Source organism: Actinomycetota bacterium (genome assembly GCA_036280995.1).
In the GTDB taxonomy this organism is placed as follows: domain Bacteria; phylum Actinomycetota; class CALGFH01; order CALGFH01; family CALGFH01; genus CALGFH01.
Window position 1 is genome coordinate 1 of the sequence record DASUPQ010000743.1, and the last position, 8,429, is coordinate 8,429.

Below are 8,429 nucleotides of genomic sequence, written 5' to 3' on the forward strand. Positions count from 1 at the left end.
CGCTCGGCATCCTGACCCCAGCTGCGGGAGACGCCTTCGCACCCGGTGACGCGCTCCGGGCGCGGTGGCTGCAGAGCCTGGAGCAGGCCGGGGTGCCGCTGGAGGGACTGGCCGCCGCCGGATAGGCCGCGGGTGCCGCTCGACCTGCTGCGCCAACCGGGTCATCAACCGGCAGCGGGTCGAATGTCCGCTCCACTCGGGCCAGGGTCCGCAGCTATGCTGGCGGAGGCGTGAGCGGATACACCACACAGGAGGTCGCCCAGCGGGCCGGGGTCGACCCTGACTACGTCGACCGGTTGGTCGCGCTCGGCATCCTGACCCCAGCTGCCGGAGACGCGTTCTCGCCCGGTGATGTGCTCCGGGCGCGGTGGCTGCAGAGCCTGGAGCGAGCCGGGGTGCCGCTGGAGGGACTGGCCGCCGCCGTCCGGGATGGGGCGCTGTCGCTCTCGTTCCTGGACGTGGCCGCGTACGACCGGTTCGCCGGGCTCAGCGGCACCACCTTCCACCAGCTGAGCGGAAGTACCGGGATCCCGCTGGAGCTCCTGATGGTGCTCCGCGAGGCCGTCGGCTTCGCCGAGCCACGCCCAGAGGACCACGTCCACCACAACGAGCTGTCGGTCGTGCCGCTGATCCAGCTGCAGCTTGCCAAGGGGTTCCAACCGGTGGTCATCGAGGGGTGGCTTCGGGTCTACGGGGACAGCCTGCGCCGCATCGCCGAGGCCGAGGCGGCCTGGTGGAACAGCGAGGTCGAGATGGCGCTGCTGGCGTCGGGCATGACCGAGGGTGAGATGCTCCGGGCCCAGGCCGACCTCGGCTCCCAGATGACCCCCCTCATCGAGCAGGCCCTGCTGGCCGTCTACCACGGCCAGCAGGAACACGCCTGGAGCCAGGTGTTCGTCGAGCACGTCGAGGGTGCGCTGGAGCAGGCGGGCCTGTACCGCCGCTTGGAGCGGCCCCCGGCAATGTGCTTCCTGGACATCACCGGGTACACGCGCCTGACCGAGGAGCGGGGCGACCAGGCCGCCGCCGACCTGGCGGCCCGGCTGGCTGGCCTGGTCCGGCGGTCGGCCCAGGAGCATGGGGGGACACCGGTGAAGTGGCTCGGCGACGGGGTGATGTTCTACTTCCGGGCGCCTCCAGCTGGCGTGCTGGCCGCCCTGGAGATGGTGGCGGGGGTCGGGCGTCAGGGCCTGCCACCGGCCCATGTCGGGATCCACGCCGGACCGGTCATCTTCCAGGACGGTGACTACTTCGGCCGGACCGTCAACCTGGCGGCCAGGATCGCCGAGTACGCCCGACCCAGCGAGGTCCTGGTCAGCCAGGAGGTCATCGACGCGGCGGACGGAGCACCGGTGACGTTCACCGACATCGGACCGGTCGAGCTGAAGGGCGTCCCAGGCCCGCTCCGCCTCTACACCGCCCGCCACGCCTGAAAGGCACAGCATCGGGCTGTCACGTTGGATGCCGCGTCGGTCCAGACGGCTCAGACTGGTCAAGGGGGTGCCGGGACCAAGCGGCCACCCGTTCCCAAGCCAGATGCGGCTGGCTGTCGGGTGGCATACCTCTCTGGAGGTTCGGCCTGGTCTCCCCGCCTCGGTCTCCTCCGAAGATCAATCCAGGCAGTACAGGATGGCAGCGGCATGGCCATTGGGTCGCGGCTGGACCTTCACCCCTTCGGCGAACGCTCGAGCGTCCTGTTCGGTCCCGAAGTAGACGGCCACCTTCGCGGTGATGGCGGCCGGAACGCCCAGTCCCCGACGTGCTCCCCGGTCGCAGTCCAGATCGCCGCTTGAGGCTGGATAGCCAAGCGATCGCAGCTGGCGCTCCACCGGAGCAAGCTGTGTCGAGGATGCCGCAACCCAGTACACCCCGAACAACCGGTCGCCCTGCTGGACCTCGCGAATTGGCCTGGGCAGCCTGACCGTCGCCGCAGTCGACGCAGTGGTGGCCGCCACGGTCGTCGTGGTCGGCGCCGCGGTCGTGGCCGCCGTGGTCGTGGGCGCCGAGGCGGCCGGCGCCCCGGAGCGGTCAGCTTGGTCTGCGCACCCCGCCACCGAGGCGGTCAACAGCAGGGCCACGAGCAACCCGACTACCCGGACAGTCCGCACAGCGCGTCGGGCGCGGCTCGACTTGTCCATGGCCCTCCACTGCGGTCGTCGGTGCAGATGGTGAGCTGACTGACTGGACGCCCCAAGACGTTCTCAAACCATGGCTGTGTACGTCGACCCTGTGCCGGAGATCATCAACGGCCGGAACCTGGACGCCCTCGATGAGCTGCTGACCCCCGATGGGGTGGACCACACCTTCGGCAGCCAGAACACCGAGCAGGCCAAGCAGTTCTTCGGGATGGTCCTCCAGGCCTTCCCCGACCTGCACGCCGAGGTCCACGACGTGATCGCCGAGGGGGAGCTGGTGGCCGCCCGGGTGACCTACACCGGCACCCACCAGGGCGAGTTTGTCGGCATCCCCGCGACCGGGAGGAAGACCACCACCAGCGGGGTCGATTTCTTCCGGATGCAGGCACGCCCGCCTGACGGTCGCAGCGAGGGCACGGCCGCCCCGTCCTGGGCAGGCGCCAGCGGTCCGGCGCCGCCGCCGTAGCCTGTTCCACAAGGGCCTAGCACGTCGTGACCGGAGGGCTAGGTTGGAGCCGACCAGTGGTTTCCTCAGGCGCCTTGCATCTGGCCGGCAGCTAGCCGAGCGGGGGTGGCGGCCGGTTGGGGCGGAAGGAGCCACGCCAGAGCCGGCCGTGACCGTGCGGTCGGCCGAGGACCTTGCCGTCCACCACCAATACCACCCCGGTCGGGTTGCCCAGGACCAGATCCAGGCTGCGCCGCGCCGTCCAGCTCCGCCGCTCGCCTGGTGTGCCCACCCCGTCAAAGACCAGCCGGCCGTCCACCCTGCATTGGGTCCACACCCTGGCCTGATAGCGCAGCGTCACCGTGATCGAAGCCGCCCGGTCAGCCGGCGCCTCCTGCATCGTCGCCGCCGGCGGTGGAGGGACCGGGCGGGGGCGATCCATGGTCTGCCACAGCGCCACGGTGGCCCCGACGGCGCCGAGTACCACGAGCAGCACCGCAGCGATCATGACCGCCCGAGGTCGGCGCCGGGTTCTGTGCGGCTCGCGCACTACCTTGGTCTGGTCGGCCGACAGCCGCCGGGTCGGCTCCGCTGGCCGGCCGCTGCCGATCCTGCCGGGCGAGAACCTGTCCGCGGACGCCTGGGCCGCCTGGACGGCGGCCCGCAGCCGGGCGGCCAGCGCCCCCGCCGACGCTGGCCGCCCTTCTGGGTCCTTGGCCAGCGCCGCCTCGCAGGCGGCCGCGATCTCGGCCGGCACCCAGAACACCAGGGACCGCACCGGCCGGGGCGCTGCCTCCAGATGGGCCCGGAGCAGCTGCTCGGCGTTGTCGGCCACGAACGGCGGCCGGCCCGTGAGCGTCTCGTACAACACCACACCCAGCGAGTACAGGTCCCCCGCGGGCGACGCGCGGCCGCCCGTGATCCGCTCGGGCGCGGTGTAGCTGGCCGTGGCCAGCAGCTGCTGACCGGTGGTGGAGTGGGCCTCCCAGGCGGCGGCGATCCCGAAGTCCATCAGCTTCACCCCGCCGCCGGCCGTGAGCATGATGTTGCTCGGCTTGATGTCCCGATGGATGATCCCGGCCCGGTGAGCAACGTCCAGCCCATCGGCCACGGCCGCCGCGATCCGGGCCGCCTCCAGCGGCGGCAGGGCGCCGTCACGGCGCAGCCGGTCGGCCAAGGTGTGGCCTTCCAGTAGTTCAAGGACCAGGAATGGGGCCTCACCGTCGACGAAGTCGTACACCCGGATCACGTTGGGGTGGTCCAGCTTGGCCGTGGCCCGGGCCTCGCGGCGGAAGCGTCGCACCGCCACCCGGTCGCCGGCCAACTCCTCGGCCAGGACCTTGATCGCGACCCGCCGGCCGAGCAGGGTGTCGTCGGCTTCCCAGATCTCGCCCATGCCACCAGCGTCGATCCGTCGCACGGCCCGGTAGCGGCCGTCCTGGCCAAGCGCCTGCTGCATCGTTCCCCTTCCCATCGGGAAGGGTCTTACCGCCGAACGCCCGAGCAATCGCCGATCACGCCCCGACCCCAAGACCGTTGACCGTCGCGATTACCGCCACCAGGCAGGCGGCGATCAAGGCAGGTCACGACCTGCTGGCCCTTGTGAACAGGCTCGTACTCTCAACGTTCCTCGTCGTCCTTTGGCTGGAACGGTTGAGCGCAGACAGCGCACAGGATGACAACCCGGTGGCGGCCGAAACCGTCGAGACCGTGTCGTGGTCGCTGCTGGTCTGTGTCGGCGTCGCCCTGGCTGCTCGCTGAAGCCTTCGCCCCAGGCGTGGCTCAGGCGTGGGGGCCGACCGTCACGGTGCCCACCGTCAGGGTCGGCTTGGCCTCCATGACCGCGCCCACCAGTTCGACCTCATCCTCCAGCTGCCGGCGTTGTGTCGCGGTCAGCTCGCCCAGCGGTTCGACGGTGACGGTGAGCTTGCGACCGGAGCGCCGCTGGTGCCACAGGCCGCCGACCACGCCGTCGACCAGCAGCACCGGGTAGTTGCCGGCCTGGCCGGCCGGGGTGAGCACGCGGGTCGCGGCGGGGCCGGGATACAGCCGCTCCCGAGGCTGACTGGCGACGACGAAGGCGTCGAAGTAGGGCAGCAGGCGGATCCCTCGGTGCGGCTGGGACGGCGTGCTGGTGTCGTCGGCCATCACCCAGGCCGGCGCGCCGTCCAGCTCGACCTGCTCCAGCTGGCCGGCCAGCTCGTCGAACAGCTCGACGGCGCGCTGGGGCGGGATGCTGAGCCATCTGGCGAAGTGCTGGGGCGTGGCCGGGCCGTAGGCGTACAGGTAGCGCCCGACCAGGGCGCGCAGGGCCGTGTCGCCGTGGTCGGGCCGGAAGCCGGGCAGCCAGCGGTGCGGGTTGGTGTAGGTCACCTTGGGGCCCCGGTTCGGCCCGAAGCAGAGCATGCCGCGGTGGGCGGCCGTGCTCGTCAGCTGCCGCCAGCGCGGCCACAGACCCTGGAACGCCTCCATCGTCGGCTCGCCGGCCCACGGGCCGGTACGCTCAATGATTGCCTCGGTCAGCTCGTCGATGGTCAGCTCGGTGTCGGCCAGCGCCTCGCCGATGGCCGCGATGACCTCGTCGGCCTGCTCGGCGCTGAAGCGGACCGGCTCGGGATGGGCCGGCACCGACGACGGCAGGGCCGACAGCGCCCCCGTCCACATCGGCAGGTCGGCGGCCGGCAGCAGGTGCACGGTGCCGCGCGGACCGAACGTCTTGACCAGGGCGCGGTCCTCCCAGAGGGCGCGCTGGACGTCGGCGCGGGTCGCCCCGGCGATGCGCCGCCCAATCGAGAGCTCGGCGGCGCTGAGGACCTGGGCGTGGGCTCCGCACAGCACGCCGGCGACCTCGGCCGGGCCCAGGTCTGACGCCGGTTCGGTCAAGGCGTGGCGGGCCATCCGCCGGGCCGTGACGCCGCTCCAGCTCAGCGGGGCCGGGGTCGTGGACATGGGGGTCACGGACCGCATTCTCCCGGCTCGCCCGACAGCGGTCATGTCGAGGACGGTGGCCTGGCACACGCCCAGACTACCTGACCGTGGAGACCAGAAGATGCGGGTCAGAGTTCATCTTTCCCGGGTCGGCCGGCTAGGTCTTTGTGGCCAGCAGGTTGCCGAGGAACAGGGCGTCCATGTCACTGGCAAGGAAGTCGGCCACGGCTTCGGCCGGGCGGTGGACAATCGGCTCGCCGCGGAGGTTGAAGCTGGTGTTGAGGACCACCGGGACGCCGGTGCGGGCGGCAAAGCGGCTGATCAGCCGGTGATACAGGGGATTCTCGGTGGCCGTGACCGACTGGAGCCGGGCGGTGCCGTCCACATGAGTGACGGCCGGGATCTGGGCCCGTCGGTCGGGCCGCACCGGCTGCACCAGGAGCATGAAGGGGTTTGGGTAGTAGCCCTCGAAGAACTCGGCGCCGTGTTCGTCCAACACGCTGGGGGCGAACGGACGGAACGCCTCCCGGCGCTTGACCCGGGCGTTGACGACGTCCTTGGTCTCGGCGTGGCGGGGGTCGGCCAGGATCGAGCGGGCCCCCAGCGCCCGCGGCCCGACCTCGGCCCGGCCCTGGAACCAGCCCACGATGCGGCCCTCGGCCAGCAGGCGGGCCGCCTCCTCGGCCGGGTCGGTCACCGTCTGGACCGCCAGCCCCTGGCCAGTCAGCACCTCGGCCTGCTCTGGCTCGCTCCACTCAGCCCCGTGGAAGGCGTGGGTCATCGGCTCGCCGCGGGACCGGCCGAGCCGCTGGTGCCAGACCCACAGAGCCGCCCCCAGGGCGTTGCCGGCGTCGGAGGCGGCCGGCTGGATGAAGATCCGCTCGAAGCCGGCCTCCTGCAGCAGCCGGGTGTTCATCACCGAGTTCAGGGCCACCCCGCCGGCCAGGCACAGATTTGGCGAGCCGCTGCCCCGCCGCAGGGCGCGGGCGACGTGCAAGGCCGTCTCCTCCAGCAGGTCCTGCACCGCAAACGCGAGGTCCTGGTGGGTCTCGGTGATGGCCGACTCGGGCACCCGAGGTGGTCCGAACCGCTCCAGGAACTGGCGTGACAGCCAGCCGCCCTCGCGGTGGTAGGCGAACCAGGCCAGGTTGACCCGGAACAGCCCGTCCGGGGTCCGGGAGACCAGGTCGGCAAGCTCGCCGGCAAGCTTGTCGCGGCCATAGGGGGCAAGGCCCATGGTCTTGCCCTCATCGGCGTTGGGCTCGAAGCCCAGATACCAGGTGAGGGCTGAGTACACCTCGCCCAGGGAGTCTGGGTTGCGAACCTGGGCCAGCCGGTGAAGCCGCGACCCGGTGCCGACCTGCAGGGTGGTCGACAGGAAATCCCCACCCCGGTCCAGGGTAAGCACCGCCGCCCGCTCGAATGGGCTGGGGAAGAAGGCGCTGGCGGCATGCGCGTCGTGGTGACCGACGTGCTCGATCCGCCCCCGGTAGCGCCAGCGGGCCCGGAAGGCGGCCTCCTTGCGCAGCAGGTTGCCATCGACATAGGCCTGCACCGCCAGCCGTTTGGGCGCCCGCCGCCGGAGCGCGTCGGCGACCCCGCGGGCCAGGTCGAGCCCGGGCCGGTGCGCGAAGGCGACCACGTCGACCTCGCCGATGCCGATGCCGGCCAGGTTCAGACAGAACCCGATGGCCTGGTCGGGAAAGCGCTTGGTGTGGCGCTCACGGTTGAACCGCTCCTCCTCGGCCAGCGCAACCAGGCGGCCATCCTCCAGCAGGCAGGCCGCGGTGTCGTGACTGAAGGCGTTGATCCCAAGGACGTGCACCTGACCGCTCCCCTCGCTGGCCACGCCTCCCGGCCATCCAGGCCGTCCGCCGGAACGGCTGGTGAATCTACCAGCAATGCCACCACGAACAAGCCCACGCCGGACCCCCAGCATGCCGCGGACCCGGATGATCGTGTGGAACACCGGGTTGCCCTGGGTCGCTGTCAGCTTCACGCTGAATGCCCTCTTGTCTGGTTCGGCCATCGGTGCTACGAAGCGGCAGGTCCCTTGGCCGAGCAGCAGCCTCGGCCTCGACCCGCGGCGACGGCAGGAGGTCGGTCGATGAGCGAGGCAATCGGGCAGCCCAGCGGGGCGGCGTTGCCCCGGCCAATGGGTATCGGGGAGATCCTCAGCACGGCGTTCCAGCTCTACCAGCGGCACTGGCGCACCCTGTTGGCCATCGCCGCCGTGGTCGTGGTGCCGTTCACGCTGCTGCAGTACCTGCTCGGCGACCTGGTCCGCAGCCGAGGCGAGGTGACCAGCAACGGGGTGGTGGTGGAGACCGCAACCTGGGCGGCAGGGATCGCCGGGCTCGTGGCGGCCCTGGCCGGGGTGGTGATGTTCCTGGTGCTGACCGGGGCGATCACCCGGGCGGTGGCGGCCGAGGTGGCCGGCGAAGACCCTGGGGTCGAGCAGAGCTACCGCTTCGGGTTCCACCGGTTCTGGTCGGTCCTGCTGGTCAGCGTGCTGGTCGGGCTGGCCATCATCGGTGGGCTGATCTTGCTCATCATCCCCGGCATCTATATCGGGGTGCGGCTGGCGGTCAGCATCGAGGCGCTGGTCGTTGAGGGCCGGCGGGGTACCGAGGCGATGGGGCGTTCCTGGGGGCTGGTGGGCGGGCACTGGTGGCACGCCTTCGGCACCCTGGTGGTCGCCGGGCTGCTCACCGGGGTGGTGAACGCGGTGATCACCGCCCCGTTCGGCAACACCGGCTGGTTCGTCCAGGCGGTCGCCGCCGCCGTGGCCACGGTGGTCACGCTGCCGTACGGGGTGCTGGTCGGGGTGCTGCTGTATCTGGATCTGCGGGCCCGCAAGGAGAACCTGACCCTGGAGCGGCTGCGGACAGATCTGCAGGCATCAGCCACCTGACCCAGGG

8 protein-coding genes are annotated in these 8,429 nt (G+C 71.3%); 4 read left to right on the forward strand and 4 right to left on the reverse strand.

What is annotated here, in order from left to right:
• Positions 1 to 230 precede the first annotated feature (230 nt).
• Positions 231 to 1,433, forward strand: a complete 1,203-nt coding sequence (locus VF468_24820; GenBank protein HEX5881511.1) for an adenylate/guanylate cyclase domain-containing protein — start codon at positions 231 to 233, stop codon at positions 1,431 to 1,433.
• Positions 1,434 to 1,610: 177 nt separating this feature from the next.
• On the opposite strand, the gene VF468_24825 is transcribed toward VF468_24820, so the two are convergent.
• Entirely contained in the window at positions 1,611 to 2,138 is a 528-nt protein-coding gene (locus tag VF468_24825) for a hypothetical protein (protein ID HEX5881512.1), read from the reverse strand.
• A 70-nt stretch (positions 2,139 to 2,208) separates the two neighbouring features.
• Here VF468_24825 and VF468_24830 point away from each other — a divergent pair, with 70 nt between their 5' ends.
• On the forward strand, positions 2,209 to 2,601 hold the full coding sequence (locus VF468_24830) for an ester cyclase (GenBank protein HEX5881513.1): 393 nt from the start codon (positions 2,209 to 2,211) through the stop codon (positions 2,599 to 2,601).
• Between the two features lie 91 nt (positions 2,602 to 2,692).
• On the opposite strand, the gene VF468_24835 is transcribed toward VF468_24830, so the two are convergent.
• Complete coding sequence (locus VF468_24835) at positions 2,693 to 4,039, reverse strand: RodZ domain-containing protein (protein ID HEX5881514.1); 1,347 nt, start codon at positions 4,037 to 4,039, stop codon at positions 2,693 to 2,695.
• 77 nt (positions 4,040 to 4,116) lie between these two features.
• Between VF468_24835 and VF468_24840 the strand changes: the two genes are divergently transcribed.
• Entirely contained in the window at positions 4,117 to 4,341 is a 225-nt protein-coding gene (locus VF468_24840) for a hypothetical protein (protein HEX5881515.1), read from the forward strand.
• 21 nt (positions 4,342 to 4,362) lie between these two features.
• Here VF468_24840 and VF468_24845 read toward each other — a convergent pair whose 3' ends face one another.
• Together VF468_24845 and VF468_24850 are read right to left on the reverse strand one after the other, a co-directional pair.
• The gene (locus VF468_24845; protein HEX5881516.1) at positions 4,363 to 5,529 is read right to left on the reverse strand and encodes a winged helix DNA-binding domain-containing protein; all 1,167 of its coding nucleotides are present in this window, start codon (positions 5,527 to 5,529) and stop codon (positions 4,363 to 4,365) included.
• A 136-nt stretch (positions 5,530 to 5,665) separates the two neighbouring features.
• Positions 5,666 to 7,333 (reverse strand): carbamoyltransferase, encoded by a 1,668-nt coding sequence (locus VF468_24850; GenBank protein HEX5881517.1) that lies wholly within the window; start codon positions 7,331 to 7,333, stop codon positions 5,666 to 5,668.
• Positions 7,334 to 7,615: 282 nt separating this feature from the next.
• Between VF468_24850 and VF468_24855 the strand changes: the two genes are divergently transcribed.
• On the forward strand, positions 7,616 to 8,422 hold the full coding sequence (locus tag VF468_24855; protein ID HEX5881518.1) for a hypothetical protein: 807 nt from the start codon (positions 7,616 to 7,618) through the stop codon (positions 8,420 to 8,422).
• Positions 8,423 to 8,429 lie beyond the last annotated feature (7 nt).